Here is a 20,291-nt window from a genome sequence, read left to right as displayed (position 1 = left end):
AAATAATGGAATAAATATTTTGATTTGCCTCATTCGTTGGAATGGCGGTGCCCCGATCAGTCCTCGAACCCGACCTGCTCGTGAATCTCGTCCACCTTCAACTCCAGTCGATAGGCTACGGCGATAAACAGCGCCTGGCACAGGCACAAAGTTGCACTCAGGGAACGGAACGCAAACGAACTGCCTTCGTTGACCAGCAGCAGGGTGTTGGCGCGCTTGGCCAGTGGCGAGAGATTGCTGTCAGTGATGATCAGGGTTTTTGCCTGATGGTGTTGGGCGATGCGCAGGCAGTGCTGGGTTTCCTTGCCGTACGGCGTGAAGCTGATGGCGATCACCAGGTCATTGGCGCGCACGCTGCGCATCTGCTCGCGATAGCTGCCGCCGAGGCCCGAGACCAGGTGGATGCGCTTGTTGGTGTGTTGCAGGTTGTAGACCAGATAGTCGGCCACCGCGAACGAGCGGCGAACGCCGACCACGTAGATATTGTCGGCATTGACCACCAGGTCCACGGCCTTTTCGAAGGCCTGGTCATCGAGCTCCTGCCCCAGGCGTTCGATGCCCGACAGTGTGGCGTCGATGCATTCGCGGGCCAGATCGCCGCCGCTGGCTTTCTGCGACTTGTTGGCGATCATGCTGCGGATGCGCTGTTGGTAGTTCTGAACCGGCGTGGCTTTGTGGGTATATGCCTCGCGGAACAGCGCCTGCATTTCACTGAAACCGCTGAAACCGAATCGCTGGGAAAACCGCACGATGGCCGACGGGTGCACTTCGCACTCGCGGGCGATATCGCTGATACGGTCGACCATGATCCGGTCGCTCTGCTGGCTCATGTAACTGGCGATGCGTTTGAGCTGGCGCGGAAGGCTTTCGTATTCAGTGGTGATGAGCTGCAGCAGACGCTCGGCATTGATCGGGGGGCTGGCAAGATCGCTCTCGGGCGTGCTCTCGGCGGTAGCCGGCTGATCGGTGCTGGACATAAATAATCCTTCTGGCTTGTTCTTATAGGGACGGTTGTACATCTCGTCCCCTGACAATAGGTTGGCTGTGCGCAGTCTACAGGCTCGGCCCGGACAAAATCTTGGGCTTGCGCCAGCGGGACGCCTGCTGAAACGATGCACTGTGTCTGGAGCGCCTGTACCGAAGTTTATTGGAAAAAATATTCCACGTGAAAAATAATTGGAATATTTATTGATTGTTCGATCCGGCTCGTTTTAGTCTGCATCCACCAAGAGTGTCCGGCGCGGTCACCGCGTAGGGCGCAGGCTGATAAAAATAACAGGAGCCAGCATGGGCCAGACTCGTTTTGCCAGTGGACGTCAATTGGATCTGATTTGCCTCGGGCGCCTCGGCGTCGACCTCTATGCGCAGCAGGTCGGGGCACGACTGGAGGATGTGAGCAGCTTCGCCAAATACCTCGGCGGCTCCTCCGCCAACATCGCGTTCGGCTCCGCCCGGCTGGGGCTCAGGTCGGCGATGCTGAGCCGGACCGGTGACGATCACATGGGGCGTTTCCTGATCGAGTCGCTGGCCCGTGAAGGCTGCGATGTCAGCGGCATCAAGGTCGACCCGGAGCGTCTGACCGCCATGGTGCTGCTCGGCCTCAAGGATCGGGAAACCTTTCCCTTGGTCTTCTACCGTGAGAATTGCGCCGACATGGCGCTGCGGGCCGAAGACATCAGCGAAGCCTTTATCGCCTCCAGCAAAGCTTTGCTGATCACCGGCACCCATTTCTCCACCGACGGCGTCTACAAGGCGAGCATCCAGGCGCTGGACTACGCCGAAAAGCACAACGTCAAACGGGTGCTGGACATCGACTACCGCCCGGTCCTGTGGGGGCTCGCCGGCAAGGCGGACGGCGAAACCCGTTTCGTTGCCGATCAGAACGTCACTCAACATGTGCAACAAATCCTCCCGCGCTTTGACCTTGTAGTCGGGACGGAGGAAGAGTTTCTGCTGGCCGGCGGTTCAGAGGATTTGCTCATTGCGCTGCGCAATGTCCGGCGGCTGAGCGCAGCGACCCTGGTGGTCAAACTCGGTCCGCAAGGTTGCACGGTGATTCACGGAGAGATTCCGGCACGCCTTGAAGACGGCGCGATTTATCCCGGCGTGCGAGTCGAGGTGCTGAACGTGCTGGGCGCCGGCGATGCGTTCATGTCGGGCTTCCTCAGCGGTTGGCTGGAAGACGCCAGCGATGAGCGTTGCTGCCAGTTGGCCAATGCCTGCGGTGGTCTGGTGGTGTCGCGCCATGCGTGTGCGCCGGCGATGCCGACCCGTGCCGAGCTGGATTACCTGTTCAGCAGCCCGGTGCCGATTACCCGGCCCGATCAGGACGTCACTCTGCAACGCCTGCATCAGGTCAGTGTGCCGCGCAAACAGTGGAAGCAACTGTTCATCTTTGCCTTCGACCATCGCGGGCAACTAGTGGAACTGGCCCAGAAGGGCGGACGCGACCTCGGCGCCATCGGCGAACTCAAGCAACTGTTCATCAAGGCTGTGGAACGGGTCGAAAGCGACTTGCGCGAGCAGGGCATCGAAGCCGATGTCGGGCTGCTGGCGGATCAGCGTTTCGGCCAGGACTCGCTGAACGCCGCTACCGGTCGTGGCTGGTGGGTGGCGCGGCCGGTCGAGGTGCAGGGCTCGCGGCCGCTGGCCTTCGAACACGGGCGCTCGATCGGCAGCAACCTGATCGCCTGGCCGCAAGAGCAAATCATCAAGTGCCTGGTGCAATTCCACCCGGACGACGAACCGATGCTGCGGCTGGAGCAGGAAGCGCAGATCAAGGCGTTGTATCAGGCATCGCAAGTCAGCGGTCATGAACTGCTGCTGGAAATCATCCCGCCCAAGGATCACCCCTCAGCGCATCCCGATGTGCTGTATCGCGCGCTCAAACGCCTCTACAACCTGGGCATCTACCCGGCGTGGTGGAAGATCGAAGCGCAAAGCGCCGAGGAATGGCAACAGCTCGACGAACTGATCCAGGCGCGCGATCCCTATTGCCGAGGTGTGGTGCTGCTGGGCCTGAATGCCCCGGCATCAGCGTTGGCCGAAGGCTTTCAACAGGCCAGTCAGAGCCAGACCTGCCGCGGGTTCGCCGTGGGCCGGACGATTCTCCAGGAGCCGAGCCGTGCCTGGCTGGCCGGGGAGATCGATGACGAGACGCTGATCCGTCAGGTGCAGGGCACCTTCGTCGAACTGATCGATGCCTGGCGAACGGCCCGGGCCTGAGCCGCGGTTGAACATTCTAGAAATAACAATAAAAGGTGCAGCCATGCCCGCTATCCGAATTGGCATCAACCCGATTTCCTGGAGCAACGACGACCTGCCGTCCCTCGGCGGTGAAACGCCGCTGAGCACCGCCCTCAGCGAAGGCAAGGCCATCGGTTATGAAGGCTTCGAACTCAACGGCAAATTTCCCAAGGACGCCAAAGGCGTTGGCGACGTGTTGCGCCCGTATGACCTGGCGCTGGTGTCCGGCTGGTATTCCAGTCGTCTGGCGCGGCGTTCGGTGGCCGAAGAAATCGACGCGATTGCCAGCCATGTCGAGCTGCTGGCAAAGAACGGCGCGAACGTGCTGGTTTACGGTGAAGTCGCCGATTCCATTCAGGGCCAGCGAATTCCGCTGGTCGAACGCCCGCGTTTTCATACTGAACAGGCGTGGCAGCAATACGCCGACAAGCTGACCGAACTGGCGCGCTTCACCCTGTCCCAAGGCGTGCGTCTGGCGTATCACCACCATATGGGCGCCTACGTCGAATCCCCGTCGGACATCGACACCCTGATGGCGTTGACCGGCAATGAAGTCGGGCTGCTGTTCGATTCGGGCCATTGCTACATGGGCGGCGGCGAGCCCTTGCAGGTGCTGCGCAAACACCTGTCGCGCATCTGCCACGTGCATTTCAAGGACGTGCGCAAACCGGTGGTGCAACTGGCGCGCAACAATCTTTGGAGCTTCCCCGACTGCATCATCAACGGCACTTTTACTGTGCCGGGGGATGGCGACATCGACTTCGCCGAGTTGCTGGACGTGCTGCTGGCGGACGATTACCACGGCTGGCTGGTGGTCGAGGCCGAGCAGGATCCGGCGGTGGCGCCGAGTTATGTCTACGCGAAAAAAGGCTTCGACACGTTGCGTGCGCTGCTCGACCAGAGGGCTGCACGATGAGCCTGCTGGTCAAAAGCAATGCCCGTGGCCGGACCATGGTCGAGCTGGCTGAAGGTGAGCTGCAATACGTCGGTTTCGCCGCCTATCGCTTGAGCCTGGGTGAAACCTTGCCTGTCGCAGCGGGTGATAAAGAGCTGTGTTTGGTGCTGCTCAGCGGTCGGGTCGGCATCCACGGCGAAGCGCCGGGGCAGGGCGCCTTCAACTGGGACAACCTTGGTGATCGCCAATCGGTGTTCGAAGACAAATCCCCGTTCGCCGCGTACCTGCCACCCGGCAGTCAGGCTCAAGTGGTGGCGTTGAGTGATGCGCAAGTGGCGGTCTGCGCCGCTCCCGGCTCGACCACCACGGGCCTCGGCCCGCGCCTGATCAGGCCTGAAACCATGAAGCGCAGCGTGCGCGGCAAGGGCGCCAACACTCGTTATGTCTGCGACATCCTGCCGGACAGCGAGCCGGCCCATTCGCTGTTGGTGGTGGAAGTGCGCACGCCGTCGGGGCACTCCTCGAGCTACCCGCCACACAAGCACGACACCGACGACCTGCCGCACCAGAGCTTTCTCGAAGAAACCTACTACCACCAGATCAACCCGCCCCAGGGTTTCGTGTTTCAGCGGGTCTACACCGACGACCGCAGCATCGATCAAGCCATGGCCGTGGAAAACAGCGACCTCGTCGTCGTACCCAAGGGCTATCACCCGGTCAGCGTGCCGTATGGCTACGAGTCTTATTACCTGAACGTGATGGCAGGGCCGAAACGCGTCTGGCAGTTCCATAACGACCCGCAGCACAGCTGGCTGCTGGATCTCTGAATTCCAACTTTCGCACGGAGAACAAGAACAATGAGCGACGCCCCGGTCATAGGCCACTACATCGATGGTCAGGTGCAGGACAGCGGTAGTGAACGATTCAGCGATGTCTTCAATCCGGCCACCGGTGCCGTTCAGGCGCGAGTCGGGCTGGCCAGTCAGAAGACCGTGGACGCTGCTGTCGCTTCGGCGCTGAAGGCGTTCCCGGCCTGGTCCGAGCAATCGTCCCTGCGCCGTTCGCGGGTGATGTTCAAGTTCAAGGAATTGCTCGATCGTCATCACGACGAACTGGCGGAAATCATCAGCCGCGAACACGGCAAGGTGTTTTCCGACGCCAAGGGCGAAGTCACCCGAGGCATCGAAATCGTCGAATACGCCTGCGGTGCGCCGAACCTGCTGAAGACCGAGTTCAGCGACAACATCGGCGGCGGCATCGACAACTGGAACCTGCGTCAGCCGCTCGGCGTCTGCGCCGGGGTCACGCCGTTCAACTTCCCGGTGATGGTGCCGCTGTGGATGATTCCGCTGGCGCTGGTCACCGGCAACTGCTTCATCCTCAAACCGTCCGAGCGCGATCCGTCCGCCAGTTTGCTGATGGCTCGACTGTTGACCGAAGCCGGTTTGCCGGACGGCGTGTTCAACGTGGTGCAGGGTGACAAGACGGCGGTCGACACCTTGCTGCAGCACCCGGACATCGAGGCGATTTCGTTTGTCGGTTCGACGCCGATTGCCGAGTACATCCACCAGCAGGCCACCGCGCGCGGCAAGCGGGTGCAGGCGCTGGGCGGCGCGAAGAATCACATGATCGTCATGCCCGACGCGGATCTGGATCAAGCGGCGGATGCCTTGATCGGTGCCGCTTACGGTTCCGCCGGTGAGCGCTGCATGGCGATTTCGATTGCGGTCGCGGTCGGTGAAGTCGGCGATCAACTGATCGCCAAACTGCTGCCGCGCATCGATCAATTGAAAGTCGGCAACGGTCTGCAAGGCGACAACGACATGGGCCCGCTGGTCACCGCCGAACACAAGGCCAGGGTGGAAGGCTTTATCGATCAGGGCGTGTCCCAGGGCGCGCAGCTGATTGTCGACGGCCGTCACTTCAAGGTACCGGGGGCCGAGGCGGGCTTTTTCGTCGGCGCGACGCTGTTCGATCACGTCACCACCGACATGAGCATTTATCAGCAGGAAATCTTCGGCCCGGTGCTGGGCATCGTGCGCGTGCCGGATTTCGCCAGTGCCGTGGCGCTGATCAACGCCCATGAATTCGGCAACGGCGTGTCGTGCTTCACCAGCGATGGCGGGATCGCCCGCGCTTTCGCCCGCAGCATCAAGGTCGGCATGGTCGGCATCAACGTGCCGATTCCGGTGCCCATGGCCTGGCATTCGTTCGGAGGCTGGAAGCGCTCGCTGTTCGGCGATCACCACGCCTACGGGGAGGAAGGCATTCGTTTCTACAGTCGCTATAAAAGCGTGATGCAGCGCTGGCCCGACAGCATTGCCAAGGGCCCGGAATTCAGCATGCCGACGGCCAAATAAATCATCTGCGCGGAGAACAACAAGAATGAGTACTCCCCTGCGTTTTGCCCTGAACCGAATGGTCGCTCCACGTTTGTCCCTGCCGGCGTTCATCGAGTTGGCGGTGACCCTCAAGGCCGACGCCATCGAGATCCGCAACGATCTCAAAGGCATTGAGATCGAGGACGGCACCGCACCCGGACACGTGCGTGAGTTGTGCGCTACCCACGGCATCAGCGTGCTGTCGATCAACGCGTTGTATCCGTTCGACGTGTGGAATGACGAGCGCCGCGCGCAGGCCTTGAAGCTGGCGGCCTATGCCCGCGATTGTGGTGCGCGGGGGCTGGTGATGTGCCCGTTGAACGATCGCGCCGATCCGCGCAGCGTCGCCGAACGTGCGTCGGGCCTGCGCACTGCGTTGAGTGCGCTGGCGCCGATCCTGCGCGATCACGGCCTGCTGGGATTCATCGAACCGCTGGGTTTCAAAGCCTGCTCGCTGCGACGCAAACGCACGGCGGTGGAGGCGATCAAGGCTGTCGGCGGGCTGGATGTGTTTCGCCTGGTGCACGACACCTTTCATCACCATCTGGCCGGTGAACAAGAGTTCTTTCCTGAGTTGACCGGGTTGGTGCACATCTCCGGTGTCGAGGAAACCGAGGCGCCGCTGGCGACCCTTGGCGATGGTCACCGGGTGCTGGTGGGCGCGGACGACATTCTCGGCAACGCGGCGCAAATCAACAGCCTGCTCGCTGGCGGCTACAGCGGCTACCTGTCGTTTGAGCCGTTCGCCGACAGCGTCCATGGCCTGGCGGATATCCAGACGGCGATCGGCGCGAGCATGGACCACCTGAGCAAATCCCTGAGTTGACAGTGCCCCTCGCAGGGATCGGATCTGAATTTGGAAGGTGCGGTTATGACCACAACAAGACTGACCATGGCCCAGGCCCTGGTGAAATTCCTCGACAACCAGTACATCGAGGTCGATGGCGTTCAGAGCAAGTTCGTCGCCGGGATCTTTACCATTTTCGGCCACGGCAACGTGCTGGGTCTGGGGCAGGCGCTGGAGCAGGACAGCGGTGACCTGATCGTCCATCAGGGCCGCAACGAACAAGGTATGGCCCACGCGGCGATCGGTTTCGCCAAGCAGCATCTGCGGCGCAAGATCTACGCCTGCACCTCGTCCGTGGGGCCGGGCGCGGCGAACATGCTGACCGCTGCCGCCACCGCGACCGCCAACCGGATTCCCTTGCTGCTGTTGCCGGGCGACGTCTATGCCTGCCGTCAACCGGACCCGGTGTTGCAACAGATCGAGCAGTTCCACGACCTGAGCATCAGCACCAACGATGCGTTCAAGGCCGTGAGCAAATACTGGGATCGCATCAACCGTCCCGAACAATTGATGACAGCGGCAATCCACGCCATGCGCGTGCTCACCGACCCCGCCGAAACCGGCGCCGTGACCCTGGCCCTGCCGCAGGACGTGCAGGCCGAAGCCTATGACTATCCCGATTACTTCCTGCAAAAACGCGTGCACCGGATCGAGCGTCGCCCGGCCACTGAAGCGATGCTCGTCGATGCCGTGGCACTGTTCAAAGGCAAGCGCAAACCGCTGATTATCTGTGGTGGCGGCGTCAAATACTCGGGCGCCAACGCGGCGTTGCAGGCGTTTGCCGAGCGCTTCGATATTCCCTTCGCCGAAACCCAGGCCGGCAAAAGCGCGCTGGTGTCCAGCCATCCGCTGAACGTTGGTGGCATTGGCGAAACCGGTTGCCTGGCGGCGAACCTGCTGGCCAGGGACGCGGATCTGATCATCGGTGTCGGCACCCGCTACAGCGATTTCACCACCGCCTCGAAATCCTTGTTCCAGCACCCAGGCGTGCAGTTTCTCAACCTCAATATCAGCCCGTGCGATGCCCTGAAACTCGATGGCGTGCAACTGCTGACGGATGCCAGGGCAGGTTTGTCGGCGCTGGCCGAAGCGCTGGGTGACTACCGTTCCGCTTGGGGCGATCAACCCCGTCAGGCACGGGTGCAACTGGATGAGGAAGTGGATCGCCTGTATCAGATCGACTATCAGGCCCGGGATTTCGTCCCGGAAATCAACGACCACCTCGATCCGGCGGTGTTGCGCGAATTCATTGAACTGACCGGTTCCTGCCTGACCCAGAGCCGCGTGCTCGGCGTGCTCAATGAAACCCTCGCCGATGACGCGGTGATCGTCGCCGCTGCCGGCAGTCTGCCCGGCGACTTGCAGCGCAGCTGGCGCAGCAAGGGCGTTAACACCTATCACGTCGAATACGGATATTCGTGCATGGGCTATGAGGTGAACGCCGCCCTGGGCGTGAAGCTCGCCGAACCCGAGCGCGAGGTCTATGCGCTGGTGGGCGACGGCTCTTACATGATGCTGCACTCGGAACTGGCCACCTCGATCCAGGAGCGACGCAAGATCAACGTGGTGCTGTTCGACAACATGTCTTTCGGTTGCATCAACAACCTGCAGATGGGCAACGGCATGGACAGCTTTGCCACCGAGTTCCGTTTCCGCAACCCGCAGACCGGCAAGCTCGACGGCGCTTTCGTGCCCGTGGATTTCGCCATGAGCGCGGCGGCTTACGGCTGCAAGACCTACAAAGTGAGTACCGTTGAAGAGCTGCAGGCGGCGCTGGCCGATGCGCGCTTGCAGACGGTCTCGACCCTGATCGACATCAAGGTTCTGCCCAAGACCATGATTCACGGTTACCTGTCGTGGTGGCGGGTCGGCGTGGCGCAAGTCTCCACCAGCGCCCGCACCGACGCGGTGGCCAAAACCCTGAACGAACGACTGGCCAAGGCCCGTCAGTACTGATTGCCCTGAATCGAACAACCACAAGGAATCCTTTCATGTCATTGCTTTCCCAAGCGTTGCGGCTAGGCGTCATCGGCACCGGGGCCATCGGCCAGGACCACATCCGTCGTTGCAGTCAGACCTTGCTCAACAGTCAGGTCGTGGCGGTTACCGACATCAATCTGCAGCAGGCGGCCAAGGTCGTCGCTGACCTGAAACTGACCGCCGAGGTCTATCCCGACGGCCACGCGCTGATCCAGGCGCCGGACGTCGAGGCGATCCTCGTCACCTCCTGGGGCCCGAGCCACGAGGAGTTCGTGCTGGCCGCCATTGCGGCGGGCAAACCGGTGTTCTGCGAAAAGCCGCTGGCGGTCACTGCCGAAGGCTGCCGCAAGATTGTCGAGGCCGAAGTGGCCCACGGCAAACGGCTAGTGCAGGTCGGATTCATGCGTCCGTACGATGAAGGTTATCGCGCGTTGAAGTCGGTGATCGACAGCGGCCAGATCGGCGAGCCGTTGATGCTGCATTGCGCGCACCGCAACCCGAGCGTGGGTGAAAACTACAAGACCGACATGGCAATTACCGACACGCTGATCCATGAACTTGACGTGCTGCGCTGGTTGCTCGACGACGATTACGTCTCGGTGCAGGTGGTGTTCCCGCGCAAGAGCAGCAAGGCCCTCGCGCATTTGAAAGATCCGCAGATCGTGCTGCTGGAAACCGCCAAGGGCACGCGCATCGACGTGGAAGTCTTCGTCAATTGCCAGTATGGATACGACATCCAGTGCGAAGTGGTGGGGGAGACCGGCATCGCCAAGCTGCCGGAGCCGTCCCAGGTTCAATTGCGCAGCGGGGCCAAGCTATCCAACGCGATTCTGATGGACTGGAAGGATCGCTTCATCGCGGCCTATGACGTCGAGTTGCAGGCGTTCATCGATGGCGTGCGGGCAGGACAGGTCGGTGGACCGTCGGCGTGGGATGGCTTCGCCGCTGCGGTTGCCGCCGATGCGTGCATCGAAGCGCAGAACAGCGGGGCGATCGTCAACGTCGCACTGCCAGACCGCCCTCATTTCTATAGCTGACGCAAATCCCTGTGGGAGCGAGCCTGCTCGCGATAGCGGTCTATCCGGACACATCAATGTGCAATGTGCCGGCGCCATCGCGGGCAAGCCCGCTCCCACAGGGTCCGCGTTTTATTAAGGGAAATACTTGTATGCGCATCGGACTTGTCGGTTACGGCCATGGCGGCCGGTTTTTTCATGCTCCGCTGATCAGCAGTCTGCCGGCGGCGACGTTCGTCGGCGTGGTCACCCGTTCAGCGGAGCGCCGACAGTTGCTGGCGGCGGAGCACCCGGGTGTGCCGGCCTTCGACAGCATCGGCCAGTTGGTGGAAGCCGGGATCGATGTGCTGGTGGTATCGACGCCCCTCAAGGGCCGGCCGGCACTGGTGCTCGACGGCATCGAACACGGCGTGGCGGTGGTCAGCGACAAGCCGTTCGCCGCCGACTGGCAGCAGGCGCAAACCCTGATCACCATGGCCGAGCGCCAGAATGTACCGCTCAGCGTCTATCAGAACCGGCGCTGGGATTCGGACTTTTTAACCGTGCGCAAACTCATCGAATCCGGCGCGCTGGGCCAGGTCAGCCGTTTCGAGTCGCGGATCGAACGTTACTCGCCGTCATCGGTTCACAACGGCAGCGGCGGTGGTTTCCTGCGCGATCTTGGCAGTCATCTGGTCGATCAGGCGTTGTTGCTGTTCGGCCCGGTGACACGGGTCTACGCCGAACTGGAATACCTGGAGAAAGACCAGACGTTCGACCACGGCTTCTTCATGTCCCTGACCCACGCCAGTGGCGTGACCTCGCACTTGGGCGGCAGTTGCCTGCAGAACAGCCCCGGCCCGCGCTTTCGGGTGAGCGGCACGCTGGGTTGTTACAGCGTCGAGGGGCTGGACGGGCAGGAGGCCCAGGCGCTGGCCGGGCTCTCGCCGAAAACCGAAGGCGAGCGCTGGGGCGTCGAGGAGCACCGCCGTTGGGGCTGGTTCGAGCACGGAGAAGAACGCGAACGGGTTCCGTCGGAGCGAGGTTGCTGGAGTCAGTTCTATTTACAGCTACAAATCGCGTTGCAAAACGGTGGCCCACTGCCCGTGGACGCCCGTGATGCACTGGCGACAACCCGCGTGCTAGACGCTGCGCGACTGAGTTTCAAACGTCATCAGGTGGTGGAACTGAGCGAGTTTGCAAGCCATGGAATAAAATCATAATAAAATTCTAAAACATGTTGATATGGAAAATATTTTCCAATAAAGTCGAGTCCAGATTCACTGTCTCGGGATACGTTCCAACGCTTCGACTGCTTGCCCGCTTACTGAAATCGTCATGCCTCATCCATAAAACCAACAAGAATGTGGAGAAAGACTTTTCATGAAGACCAAGACCCGTTTTGCCTCACTGGCCTTGTCCCTGATGTTCGCCAGCGGCGCTGTGCTGGCCGATATGAAGATCGGCGTCAGCATGTCCCAGTTCGATGACACCTGGCTGACCTACCTGCGTGAATCCATGGACAAGAAAGCCAAGTCCTACCCCGACGGCGTCCAGCTGCAGTTCGAAGACGCCCGCAGCGATGTGGTCAAGCAACTGAGCCAGGTCGAAAGCTTCATCAGCCAGAAAGTCGACGCCATCGTGGTCAATCCGGTGGATACCGCCGCCACCAAGAAAATCACTGAAGCGGCGGTGAAGGCCGGCATTCCATTGGTTTATGTCAACCGCCGCCCCGATGACTTGAACCTGCCCAAAGGCGTGGTGACCGTCGCCTCCAATGACCTGGAGGCCGGCGAGATGCAGATGCAGTACCTGGCCGACAAGATGGGCGGCAAGGGCGACATCGTGATCCTGCTGGGCGATCTGGCGAACAACTCCACCACCAACCGCACCAAGGGCGTCAAAGAGGTGCTGGCCAAATACCCGGACATCAAGGTCGAGCAGGAACAGAGCGGCGTCTGGCTGCGGGACAAGGGCATGACCCTGGTCAACGACTGGCTGACCCAGGGCCGCAAGTTCGATGCGGTCGTCTCCAACAACGACGAAATGGCCATCGGTGCCGCCATGGCCCTGCAACAGGCCGGCGTCGCCAAAGGCAGCGTGCTGATCGCGGGGGTCGACGGTACGCCGGACGGCTTGAACGCCGTGAAGAAGGGCTCGCTGGCCGCTTCCGTGTTCCAGGACGCCAAGGGTCAGGCCGACGGCTCCATCGATACCGCGGTGAGAATGGCGAAGAACGAGCCGGTCGAACCGGCGGTCTGGGTACCGTTTCGCCTGATCACGCCGCAAAACGTTGACCAGTTCAAATAGTCCGTCCGTTCAATAACAACAATAAGCCCGCAAGGTGGCGATCGCGACCTTGCTGATGGAGTACCTGATCATGTTCGCTTCAGCGACTGCTTCGAGCACCCCTCTGACGGGGAGCCCGCCCACTGCAATACCTGTCGAAGAGCCGTACCTGCTGGAGATCCTCAACGTCAGCAAGGGTTTTCCCGGTGTGGTGGCGTTGTCCGATGTGCAACTGCGGGTACGCCCCGGTTCCGTGCTGGCGCTCATGGGCGAGAATGGCGCGGGCAAATCGACCCTGATGAAAATCATCGCCGGCATTTACCAGCCAGACGCCGGCGAGCTGCGCTTGCGGGGCAAACCGGTGGTGTTCGAAACGCCACTGGCAGCGCTTCAGGCCGGGATCGCGATGATCCACCAGGAACTCAACCTGATGCCGCACATGAGCATCGCCGAAAACATCTGGATCGGCCGCGAGCAGCTCAACGGCTTTCACATGATCGACCACCGGGAAATGCACCGCTGCACGGCGAAACTGCTGGATCGCCTGCGGATCAACCTCGACCCCGAAGAGCTGGTCGGCAACCTGAGTATCGCCGAGCGGCAGATGGTCGAGATCGCCAAAGCCGTGTCCTACGACTCCGACATCCTGATCATGGACGAACCGACATCGGCCATCACCGACAAGGAAGTCGCCCATCTGTTTTCGATCATTGCCGACCTGAAAAGCCAGGGCAAAGGCATCATCTACATCACCCACAAAATGAACGAAGTGTTCGCGATCGCCGACGAAGTGGCGGTGTTCCGCGACGGCGCCTACATCGGCCTGCAGCGGGCCGATTCCATGGACAGCGACAGCCTGATTTCGATGATGGTCGGTCGCGAATTGAGCCAGTTGTTTCCGGTGCGTGAAAAGCCGATCGGCGATCTGTTGCTGTCGGTGCGCGACCTCAAGCTCGATGGCATTTTCAAGGGTGTTTCCTTCGACCTGCACGCCGGGGAAATCCTCGGCATCGCCGGTTTGATGGGCTCTGGCCGCACCAACGTGGCCGAAGCAATCTTCGGCATCACGCCCAGCGACGGTGGCGAGATCCGTCTCGATGGCGAGGTGGTGCGCATCAGCGATCCGCACATGGCGATCGAGAAGGGCTTCGCGCTGTTGACCGAAGATCGCAAGCTCAGTGGTCTGTTCCCGTGCCTCTCGGTGCTGGAGAACATGGAAATGGCCGTCCTGCCGCACTACGCCGGCCACGGGTTCATCCAGCAAAAAGCCTTGCGCGCCTTGTGCGAAGACATGTGCAAGAAGCTGCGGGTGAAAACCCCGTCGCTGGAGCAGTGCATCGACACCCTGTCAGGTGGCAATCAGCAGAAAGCCTTGCTGGCCCGCTGGCTGATGACCAACCCGCGAATCCTGATTCTCGACGAGCCGACCCGTGGCATCGACGTCGGCGCCAAGGCCGAGATTTACCGGCTCATCGCCTACCTGGCCAGCGAAGGCATGGCGGTGATCATGATTTCTTCGGAACTGCCGGAAGTGCTCGGCATGAGCGACCGGGTGATGGTCATGCATGAGGGCGACCTGATGGGCACCCTCGACCGCAGCGAGGCGACTCAGGAGCGGGTGATGCAACTGGCTTCGGGCCTGTCCTCGGTTCATTAATGGATACCGCTGGTGGCCGAGGCCGCCGTCGATGATGCGATAGAAAGGTGAGTGGTTATGAACGCGATACTGGAAAACAAACCGGCCACGGCACCGGTCAAGAGTCGCCGGCGCTTTCCGACGGAACTGAGCATTTTCCTGGTGCTGATCGGCATTGGCCTGGTGTTCGAACTGTTCGGCTGGATCGTGCGCGACCAGAGCTTCCTGATGAACTCCCAGCGGCTGGTGTTGATGATTCTGCAAGTGTCGATCATCGGCCTGCTGGCGATTGGCGTGACCCAGGTGATCATCACCACCGGTATCGACCTGTCGTCGGGCTCGGTGCTCGCGTTGTCGGCGATGATCGCGGCCAGTCTGGCGCAGACCTCGGATTTCGCCCGTGCGGTGTTCCCGTCACTGACCGATTTGCCGGTCTGGATTCCCGTGATTGCCGGGCTCGGTGTCGGGCTGCTGGCGGGGGCGATCAACGGCAGCATCATCGCCATCACCGGGATTCCGCCGTTCATTGCCACGCTGGGCATGATGGTTTCCGCCCGTGGCCTGGCGCGTTACTACACCGAAGGCCAGCCGGTGAGCATGCTCTCGGATTCCTACACGGCCATCGGCCACGGCGCGATGCCGGTGATCATTTTTCTGGTGGTGGCGGTGATCTTCCACATCGCGCTGCGCTACACCAAATACGGCAAATACACCTACGCCATCGGCGGCAACATGCAGGCGGCGCGTACCTCGGGCATCAACGTCAAACGTCATCTGGTCATCGTCTACAGCATCGCCGGGTTGCTCGCGGGGCTGGCAGGCGTAGTGGCTTCGGCCCGCGCCGCCACCGGGCAGGCCGGGATGGGCATGTCCTATGAGCTGGACGCGATTGCCGCCGCGGTCATCGGTGGTACCAGTCTGGCGGGCGGGGTGGGGCGCATCACCGGCACGGTGATTGGCGCTCTGATTCTTGGGGTGATGGCCAGCGGGTTCACGTTTGTCGGGGTCGACGCCTACATCCAGGACATCATCAAGGGGCTGATCATTGTGGTCGCGGTGGTGATCGACCAGTACCGCAACAAGCGCAAGCTCAAGCGCTGAAACTCATCGTTCTGGCCTGGTAAAGCGGGATGAACGTCACACAGCAAAGCCGATCGAAAAGATCGGCTTTTTTATGCCTGCGAAAACTGCCGAGGTGGCAAAGTCGTCAGGGTTTCTTTTCTTCCATCCCATCCTTTGACCCGCTGGACGTTTGCGCATCCTTGTCTGTCTCGTGGGACTCTGCACCGGAGTTCGACCCCGAGGCTTCTTCACCCTTTTTGTCGGCCTTGTCTTCCTTGGATTCGGTGCCTCCCTGGTTGACCCCGGGAATACCCGTAGGCGGAACGGTGCTTCCCGCCATCGCGAGCGGTGCGGTGGCGGATAAAAGACTTCCAAGCATGAGGGCTGCAATGGTTCTGTTCATCGTCGGGCTTCCGCGTCAGGTGGATTTACCTTGGAAAATCAGAGGCGAAACAAAGTGCCGGGCGGCTGACGGGCGGGAGAGGTGGGAGACGGGTGGCTGTGTAGCCGCGCATCTTTGTGGAGAGCCTTCGGCCGAGCATGGCTGCAACAGGCGGCAAATTGCTGGCCCCCGAATGTTTAAAGTCCCGGCAAACTCGCCTTTTTTCAAAAGGTTAGGTGGGCTATATGCGGACGATTGTCATCACCGTAGCAACGCTTTCCCTCGCTCTGTTCGCGTTGGAGGCCCAGGCCAGGGAATTGAGCAAGAGCCATCGTTTTGCGTGTACCTGGGGTTCGGACATTGCCGCCGGTGCGCAACAATCGAAGCTTTCGGGCATTTCTCTTTATGGCGCGCGCAAGCGCTTGCAGGCGCGCAAGTTCCAGCAACCGTGGATGCGCATGACCGCCATGGGCATCACCGAACAGACCTACGACAGCGCGTCGCGGCTCAAACCGGCGGCCGTCAAGCAGACCTATTACGAACAGTGCGTTCGGCACGAGCTGGCCCAGCGTTGAACGAAAAAGCCCGACCTGAAGAGGTCGGGCTTTTTCATGTCCGGCGCACTGGCAGCGCTAATTGTCACTTTCGCAATTGACCATCCATGACACGCCGAAGCGATCCACCAGCATTCCGAATCGAGCGGCCCAGAAGGTGGCTTCCAGCGGCATGTCGACGCGACCGTCCCTGGCCAAGGCGTTGAAGACCCGTTCGGCCTCGGCGATGCTGTCGACATTCAGGGAAATCGAGCAACCGCTCATGCCTTGGGTCGGGCGGTCGGGTGTGGTGTCGGAAGCCATGAGCATCTGATCGCCTACTTTCAAACAGGTGTGGATGATCAGGTTGTGATGCTCTTTGGGTACATGTTCGGCGGCTGGTGTTTCGCCGAAGGTCATCATCGCTTCGAGCTTGCCTTGCAGGCATTGCTCGTAAAACGTGAAGGCAGCGCGGCAGTCGCCGTTGAAGATCAGGTACGGGTTGATTTTCATGGTGGTGCTCCCGAATAGGCAGTGGACGCCGCGCGGCCGGGTGTGCCGAAGCAGCGTCATGGATTGACTCCATCCAGCAAAGCGTTAGAACGACGGATTGCCAGCCGATGCTGCAAGAATTTCTGTTCGGGGTGACCGATGGTCTGCGAGAAGGGCCGTCAGGAGTCGCGCGGGTTCTTCTGCACCGCAGTCCCCGCCACCCGGGCGGCAGGTCGGGTTTGCATCAGCGTATCGATCGCCTTGCGATAGTTCTGTCCGCCCAGCGCCATGCTGTTGTTGTGCGTCGCGCCGGGCACCAGCAGCAGGCGTTTCGGTTCCCGGGCGGCGGCGAACAGTTGCTCGCTGAAGCGTGACGGCACGAATGCGTCGGCCAGGCCGTGCACCACCAGCAACGGCATGTGGATCTCGGCAATCTTGTCGATGGAATCGAATTTCTGCGACAGCAACCAACGAACTGGAAGAGAGGTGTTGGCTACGGCTGCCGCCACATCCGCCAATGAGGTGAATGTGGATTCGATGACCAGCCCGCGCACCGGCAACGGGGTGTGATGGCTGGCGGCATCGCGGCCGAGTTCGGCAGCCAGGTCGATGGCGACCGCGCCCCCCAGCGAGTGCCCGTAGATCAGGCGTTTGCTCGGGTCGGGCTGCAACAACTGGAAGCGTTCCCAGGCCACCCGGGCATCTTCGTACACCGTGGTCTCCGACGGCAGATCGCCATGACTCTGGCCGAAGCCGCGATAGTCGATGGCCAGTACCGAATAACCTGCCGCGCGCAGTTGTTCGATACGAAACAGTTGCCCGGTGAGGTTCCAGCGCACGCCATGCAGATAAAGAATGGCCGGAGCATCAGCACGTTCCGCCGGCCACCACCAGGCGTGAATGTTTTGCCCGGCCTTGAAGCTTTTCGGTTGCAGATCGAGTTCCTGGACGCTGCCGGGCAATCCGTGATACCAGCCGGCGGTGCCCGGTTCGATGCGAAACAACAGCTTGCGTTCGGTGTGTTCCAGCACGGCACAACTCGCCGGCACGCCGATGATCAGGGCGGCCATGCAGGCGAACGCCAGACGGCGGCGTCGAAGTCGGGTCATGAAGGCAAGGAGCATTAAACGTTTCACCACAGCTCGGACAAAGAACGCTTTTTACCAGATGCCTTGACCCGCGCGTGACATTTTCGACCACCGCACGCCTGCAACGATTACAAAATGCTGCAACAACTCAGTCGATCTTCAGCACGATCTTGCCGATGTGGTCGCCCGCTTCCATGTGCGCATGGGCCTTGGCTGCGTCGGCGAGCGGATAAACCTTGTCGATGATCGGCAGGCAGCGACCGGCAGCCAGCAGCGGCCAGACGTGTTCGCGCAATTGATCGGCGATGGCAGCTTTTTCTGCCGAGGTACGGGCGCGCAGGAGGGAACCGGTGACCACCGCACGCTTGCCGAGGATCGCCAGCAGATCGATGTCATTGGCCCGCGCGCCACCGAGGAAACCGAGCATCACCAATCGCCCATCCATTCCCAAGGCGCTGATGTTCCCGTTGAGGTACGAGCCGCCCATGATGTCGAGGATCACATTGACGCCCTGGCCGTCGGTTTTTTCGGCGATGACTTGCGCGAAATCCTGTTCCCGGTAGTTGATCGCTTCGCCACCCAGATTGCGGATCGCTGCGCATTTGTCGACGCTGCCGGCGGTGGCGAAAGCTTCAATGCCAAACTCGCGGCACAGCATCAACGCGGTGGTACCGATGCCGCTGGTGCCGCCGTGGATCAAGGCGCGCTGACCACGGCTCGCGCCGCCGAGACCGAACAGGTTGGCCCACACCGTGAAAAAGGTTTCCGGAATCGCCGCTGCCTGAATCCAGTCCAGCCCATCGGGGATTGGCAGGGCCTGGCCGGCCGGAACCGTGCAGTATTCGGCGTAACCTCCGCCATTGGTCAGTGCGCAGACCCGGTCACCGACCGCGAATGTGCTGACACCGCTGCCAATCGCCACGACCTCGCCGGCCACTTCAAGGCCCGGAATCGGGTTCATGCCGGGCTTCATCGGGTATTTGCCGGCGCGTTGCAGGGCGTCGGGGCGATTGATACCGGCAGCCTTTACGCGGATCAGTATTTCGCCTTCTGCGGCGACTGGCAGCGGGACGCGTCGGGATTGCAGAACCTCGGGCCCGCCCGGTTCGGTGATTTCGATTCGGTTCATTTCAGTGGGCAGCGTCATTTTTGATTCCTCTTGAAACAAGTGATCAGTAGATGGGAGCACAGTCAGGGCGCAATGATTCCCGTCATTGGGCGCAGCAGCGTTGCTCGACGGAGGAGGGCAGCAGTTTCATGGCGTGCTCAAGTATCAGCGCGATCACGATGGCACCGCCGGCAATCACGAAGAGCAGCACATGCTGTCCGCCCGTGGCGTTGAACAGCGCCGAATAGGCGAAGCCGGCCAGCGCCTGAAACGTGGCGAACGACACCGTGGCGCGGCTCCACGCCACCTGTTGACGATGATGATCCGGCGCCAGTTCATGCACCCGTGCCAACGCCAGCGGGACAATGCCCGGCGGAAAGGAACCGAGCACCACTGCCAGCAGCGCCAACGCCAGGAACGAATGCGAAATGGCCAGCAAACCAAGGGTGATTGCCTGCACCAACAGCACCAGACGAATGCCGGTCCGTGCGCCGAGATGATCGGCGAGAAAGCCATAACTCACCGGGCCGACGATGGCACCCAGACCGTACATGACCCAGATCAGCGCGCCGACGTGCGCCCCGGCGCCCAGTCCACGGGCGACGTAATCCACCAGGAAAACCATGGCCGGCACCAGCCCGGCGGCCATGAACGCGTACTGGGCAAACAACAGATAAACAGCAGGCGGTGTCGGCTCCACCGGTTCCAGCTGAGCCGTTGCGGGGGTTGTATGGGGCTGTTCCGGGGGCCAGCCGAACCAGCTCAATGCCGTCAGTGCCAGTGACAACGCGCCCAATCCCAGCCAGGTCGCTTGCAGGCCAATGCTCAACAGCAGAGGAACAATCGTGCCCGAACCTGCGATGCCCAGACCGATGCCGAGGAAAATCGCCCCACTGGCCAGGCCTTTTCGCGCGGCCGGTACGTGGGGCAGTACGGTCGCGGCCACCAGCACCATGATCGCGCCGCCCGCAATTCCCGACAGCAGACGCCAGCCGAAATACCAGCTCACCGACACGGGGTACGCACAGGCGAAAAACGCCACGGTCACCGCCAGCATCATCAGTCGCAAGGCATTTCTCTGGGTGAGCCGACGTGCCAGCGGTCGGCCGAGGAGGGCGCCGATCAGGTAACCGACCAGGTTGGCCGCGCCGAGATAGACCACATCATGGGCGGAAAACCACTGCGCCTGAATCAGCGAAGGGATCAGCGGCGTGTAGGCGAAACGCGCCAGACCGATGCTGACCAGGCTGGCGCAGAGTCCGGCGAAGATCGCCAGCCAGACACTTGTGTCCCGACGCTCGGGTGAAGCAGTTGAGGTGCGCATGACGGCATTCCTGTGGAAAGGTTTATGGCGCCC

Annotated in this window: 18 protein-coding genes; 12 read left to right on the top strand and 6 right to left on the bottom strand. The window is 61.3% G+C overall.

Annotated elements, in window-relative coordinates:
* Positions 1-56 precede the first annotated feature (56 nt).
* Positions 57-977 carry a MurR/RpiR family transcriptional regulator gene (locus N8H71_RS14345; RefSeq protein WP_085747795.1) on the bottom strand — a complete coding sequence of 307 codons (921 nt, stop codon included), beginning with the start codon at positions 975-977 and terminating at the stop codon, positions 57-59.
* Between the two features lie 310 nt (positions 978-1,287).
* Between N8H71_RS14345 and N8H71_RS14340 the strand changes: the two genes are divergently transcribed.
* From N8H71_RS14340 to N8H71_RS14290, 11 genes are all read left to right on the top strand, one after another.
* Entirely contained in the window at positions 1,288-3,225 is a 1,938-nt protein-coding gene (locus tag N8H71_RS14340; protein ID WP_262194500.1) for a bifunctional 5-dehydro-2-deoxygluconokinase/5-dehydro-2-deoxyphosphogluconate aldolase, read from the top strand.
* 43 nt (positions 3,226-3,268) lie between these two features.
* Positions 3,269-4,162 (top strand): myo-inosose-2 dehydratase, encoded by an 894-nt coding sequence (iolE, locus tag N8H71_RS14335; protein ID WP_262194499.1) that lies wholly within the window; start codon positions 3,269-3,271, stop codon positions 4,160-4,162.
* On the top strand, positions 4,159-4,968 hold the full coding sequence (gene iolB, locus N8H71_RS14330) for a 5-deoxy-glucuronate isomerase (protein WP_262194498.1): 810 nt from the start codon (positions 4,159-4,161) through the stop codon (positions 4,966-4,968). The genes iolE and iolB overlap by 4 nt, the downstream gene beginning before the upstream one ends.
* Before the next feature lie 30 nt (positions 4,969-4,998).
* Positions 4,999-6,501 carry a CoA-acylating methylmalonate-semialdehyde dehydrogenase gene (locus tag N8H71_RS14325; protein ID WP_262194497.1) on the top strand — a complete coding sequence of 501 codons (1,503 nt, stop codon included), beginning with the start codon at positions 4,999-5,001 and terminating at the stop codon, positions 6,499-6,501.
* Positions 6,502-6,526: 25 nt separating this feature from the next.
* Positions 6,527-7,348, top strand: coding sequence for a TIM barrel protein (locus N8H71_RS14320; RefSeq protein WP_262194496.1), 822 nt, complete (start codon positions 6,527-6,529; stop codon positions 7,346-7,348).
* A gap of 45 nt (positions 7,349-7,393) precedes the next feature.
* Positions 7,394-9,325, top strand: coding sequence for a 3D-(3,5/4)-trihydroxycyclohexane-1,2-dione acylhydrolase (decyclizing) (gene iolD / locus N8H71_RS14315; protein WP_262194494.1), 1,932 nt, complete (start codon positions 7,394-7,396; stop codon positions 9,323-9,325).
* A 35-nt stretch (positions 9,326-9,360) separates the two neighbouring features.
* Positions 9,361-10,386, top strand: a complete 1,026-nt coding sequence (locus N8H71_RS14310; protein ID WP_085747788.1) for a Gfo/Idh/MocA family protein — start codon at positions 9,361-9,363, stop codon at positions 10,384-10,386.
* Positions 10,387-10,517: 131 nt separating this feature from the next.
* On the top strand, positions 10,518-11,567 hold the full coding sequence (locus N8H71_RS14305; RefSeq protein WP_262194493.1) for a Gfo/Idh/MocA family protein: 1,050 nt from the start codon (positions 10,518-10,520) through the stop codon (positions 11,565-11,567).
* Between the two features lie 160 nt (positions 11,568-11,727).
* Complete coding sequence (locus tag N8H71_RS14300) at positions 11,728-12,654, top strand: sugar ABC transporter substrate-binding protein (RefSeq protein WP_262194492.1); 927 nt, start codon at positions 11,728-11,730, stop codon at positions 12,652-12,654.
* A gap of 70 nt (positions 12,655-12,724) precedes the next feature.
* The gene (locus N8H71_RS14295; protein ID WP_262194491.1) at positions 12,725-14,290 is read left to right on the top strand and encodes a sugar ABC transporter ATP-binding protein; all 1,566 of its coding nucleotides are present in this window, start codon (positions 12,725-12,727) and stop codon (positions 14,288-14,290) included.
* Between the two features lie 57 nt (positions 14,291-14,347).
* Positions 14,348-15,370 carry an ABC transporter permease gene (locus N8H71_RS14290; protein ID WP_007956055.1) on the top strand — a complete coding sequence of 341 codons (1,023 nt, stop codon included), beginning with the start codon at positions 14,348-14,350 and terminating at the stop codon, positions 15,368-15,370.
* 106 nt (positions 15,371-15,476) lie between these two features.
* Here the strand turns inward: N8H71_RS14290 and N8H71_RS14285 are convergent, their stop codons facing one another.
* Complete coding sequence (locus N8H71_RS14285; protein WP_262194490.1) at positions 15,477-15,734, bottom strand: hypothetical protein; 258 nt, start codon at positions 15,732-15,734, stop codon at positions 15,477-15,479.
* Positions 15,735-15,958: 224 nt separating this feature from the next.
* On the opposite strand from N8H71_RS14285, the gene N8H71_RS14280 reads away from it, so the two are divergent.
* Positions 15,959-16,288 (top strand): hypothetical protein, encoded by a 330-nt coding sequence (locus N8H71_RS14280; RefSeq protein WP_007956060.1) that lies wholly within the window; start codon positions 15,959-15,961, stop codon positions 16,286-16,288.
* Between the two features lie 57 nt (positions 16,289-16,345).
* Here the strand turns inward: N8H71_RS14280 and N8H71_RS14275 are convergent, their stop codons facing one another.
* The 4 genes from N8H71_RS14275 to N8H71_RS14260 form a co-directional block, all read right to left on the bottom strand.
* Positions 16,346-16,759, bottom strand: a complete 414-nt coding sequence (locus tag N8H71_RS14275) for a VOC family protein (protein WP_262194489.1) — start codon at positions 16,757-16,759, stop codon at positions 16,346-16,348.
* A gap of 158 nt (positions 16,760-16,917) precedes the next feature.
* The gene (locus tag N8H71_RS14270; protein WP_262194488.1) at positions 16,918-17,862 is read right to left on the bottom strand and encodes an alpha/beta hydrolase; all 945 of its coding nucleotides are present in this window, start codon (positions 17,860-17,862) and stop codon (positions 16,918-16,920) included.
* Positions 17,863-17,974: 112 nt separating this feature from the next.
* On the bottom strand, positions 17,975-18,973 hold the full coding sequence (locus N8H71_RS14265) for an NAD(P)H-quinone oxidoreductase (protein WP_262194487.1): 999 nt from the start codon (positions 18,971-18,973) through the stop codon (positions 17,975-17,977).
* A gap of 64 nt (positions 18,974-19,037) precedes the next feature.
* On the bottom strand, positions 19,038-20,258 hold the full coding sequence (locus N8H71_RS14260) for an MFS transporter (RefSeq protein ID WP_262194486.1): 1,221 nt from the start codon (positions 20,256-20,258) through the stop codon (positions 19,038-19,040).
* Positions 20,259-20,291 lie beyond the last annotated feature (33 nt).

The organism is Pseudomonas koreensis (assembly GCF_025447595.1).
GTDB classification, from domain to species: domain Bacteria; phylum Pseudomonadota; class Gammaproteobacteria; order Pseudomonadales; family Pseudomonadaceae; genus Aquipseudomonas; species Aquipseudomonas koreensis_H.
This window is presented reverse-complemented; position numbering and strand designations above follow the sequence as displayed.

Bases quoted from the DNA above. Each gene is read 5' to 3' on its own strand.
- N8H71_RS14285 (WP_262194490.1), bottom strand. From the start codon at position 15,734: ATGAACAGAACCATTGCAGCCCTCATGCTTGGAAGTCTTTTATCCGCC.
- N8H71_RS14280 (WP_007956060.1), top strand. From the start codon at position 15,959: ATGCGGACGATTGTCATCACCGTAGCAACGCTTTCCCTCGCTCTGTTC.
- N8H71_RS14260 (WP_262194486.1), bottom strand. From the start codon at position 20,258: ATGCGCACCTCAACTGCTTCACCCGAGCGTCGGGACACAAGTGTCTGG.
- N8H71_RS14310 (WP_085747788.1), top strand. From the start codon at position 9,361: ATGTCATTGCTTTCCCAAGCGTTGCGGCTAGGCGTCATCGGCACCGGG.
- iolD (WP_262194494.1), top strand. From the start codon at position 7,394: ATGACCACAACAAGACTGACCATGGCCCAGGCCCTGGTGAAATTCCTC.
- N8H71_RS14290 (WP_007956055.1), top strand. From the start codon at position 14,348: ATGAACGCGATACTGGAAAACAAACCGGCCACGGCACCGGTCAAGAGT.
- N8H71_RS14265 (WP_262194487.1), bottom strand. From the start codon at position 18,973: ATGACGCTGCCCACTGAAATGAACCGAATCGAAATCACCGAACCGGGC.
- iolE (WP_262194499.1), top strand. From the start codon at position 3,269: ATGCCCGCTATCCGAATTGGCATCAACCCGATTTCCTGGAGCAACGAC.
- N8H71_RS14305 (WP_262194493.1), top strand. From the start codon at position 10,518: ATGCGCATCGGACTTGTCGGTTACGGCCATGGCGGCCGGTTTTTTCAT.
- N8H71_RS14340 (WP_262194500.1), top strand. From the start codon at position 1,288: ATGGGCCAGACTCGTTTTGCCAGTGGACGTCAATTGGATCTGATTTGC.
- N8H71_RS14320 (WP_262194496.1), top strand. From the start codon at position 6,527: ATGAGTACTCCCCTGCGTTTTGCCCTGAACCGAATGGTCGCTCCACGT.
- N8H71_RS14300 (WP_262194492.1), top strand. From the start codon at position 11,728: ATGAAGACCAAGACCCGTTTTGCCTCACTGGCCTTGTCCCTGATGTTC.
- iolB (WP_262194498.1), top strand. From the start codon at position 4,159: ATGAGCCTGCTGGTCAAAAGCAATGCCCGTGGCCGGACCATGGTCGAG.
- N8H71_RS14295 (WP_262194491.1), top strand. From the start codon at position 12,725: ATGTTCGCTTCAGCGACTGCTTCGAGCACCCCTCTGACGGGGAGCCCG.
- N8H71_RS14325 (WP_262194497.1), top strand. From the start codon at position 4,999: ATGAGCGACGCCCCGGTCATAGGCCACTACATCGATGGTCAGGTGCAG.
- N8H71_RS14270 (WP_262194488.1), bottom strand. From the start codon at position 17,862: ATGCTCCTTGCCTTCATGACCCGACTTCGACGCCGCCGTCTGGCGTTC.
- N8H71_RS14275 (WP_262194489.1), bottom strand. From the start codon at position 16,759: ATGAAAATCAACCCGTACCTGATCTTCAACGGCGACTGCCGCGCTGCC.
- N8H71_RS14345 (WP_085747795.1), bottom strand. From the start codon at position 977: ATGTCCAGCACCGATCAGCCGGCTACCGCCGAGAGCACGCCCGAGAGC.